Annotated in this window: 1 pseudogene; it reads left to right on the forward strand. The window is 37.9% G+C overall.

From position 1 onward, the window contains the following. A pseudogene (locus L2D08_RS23915) lies at window positions 1-211 on the forward strand (hypothetical protein); the annotation flags it as partial.

A 211-nucleotide genomic window follows, 5' to 3' on the forward strand; every position in this document is an offset into this window, starting at 1 on the left:
CTCTTCAGGCAAGCATCGAATATCAGTATGAAGGATTCAAAAAATATAAGGAACAGCCGAAAAAAGAATTAAAAAAACGAGCCGCTAAAAAATGTGCAGAAGGCTATACGCCAACGCCGTATGACTTTAAGGGCCATCCGACATTCAAAAGCAAGAAAAACCCGGTCCAAAGCTACACAACCAAAATGACAAATAACAATATTAAAATCGT

It is taken from the genome of Domibacillus sp. PGB-M46 (genome assembly GCF_022668875.1).
Classification (GTDB): Bacteria; Bacillota; Bacilli; order Bacillales; family Domibacillaceae; genus Domibacillus.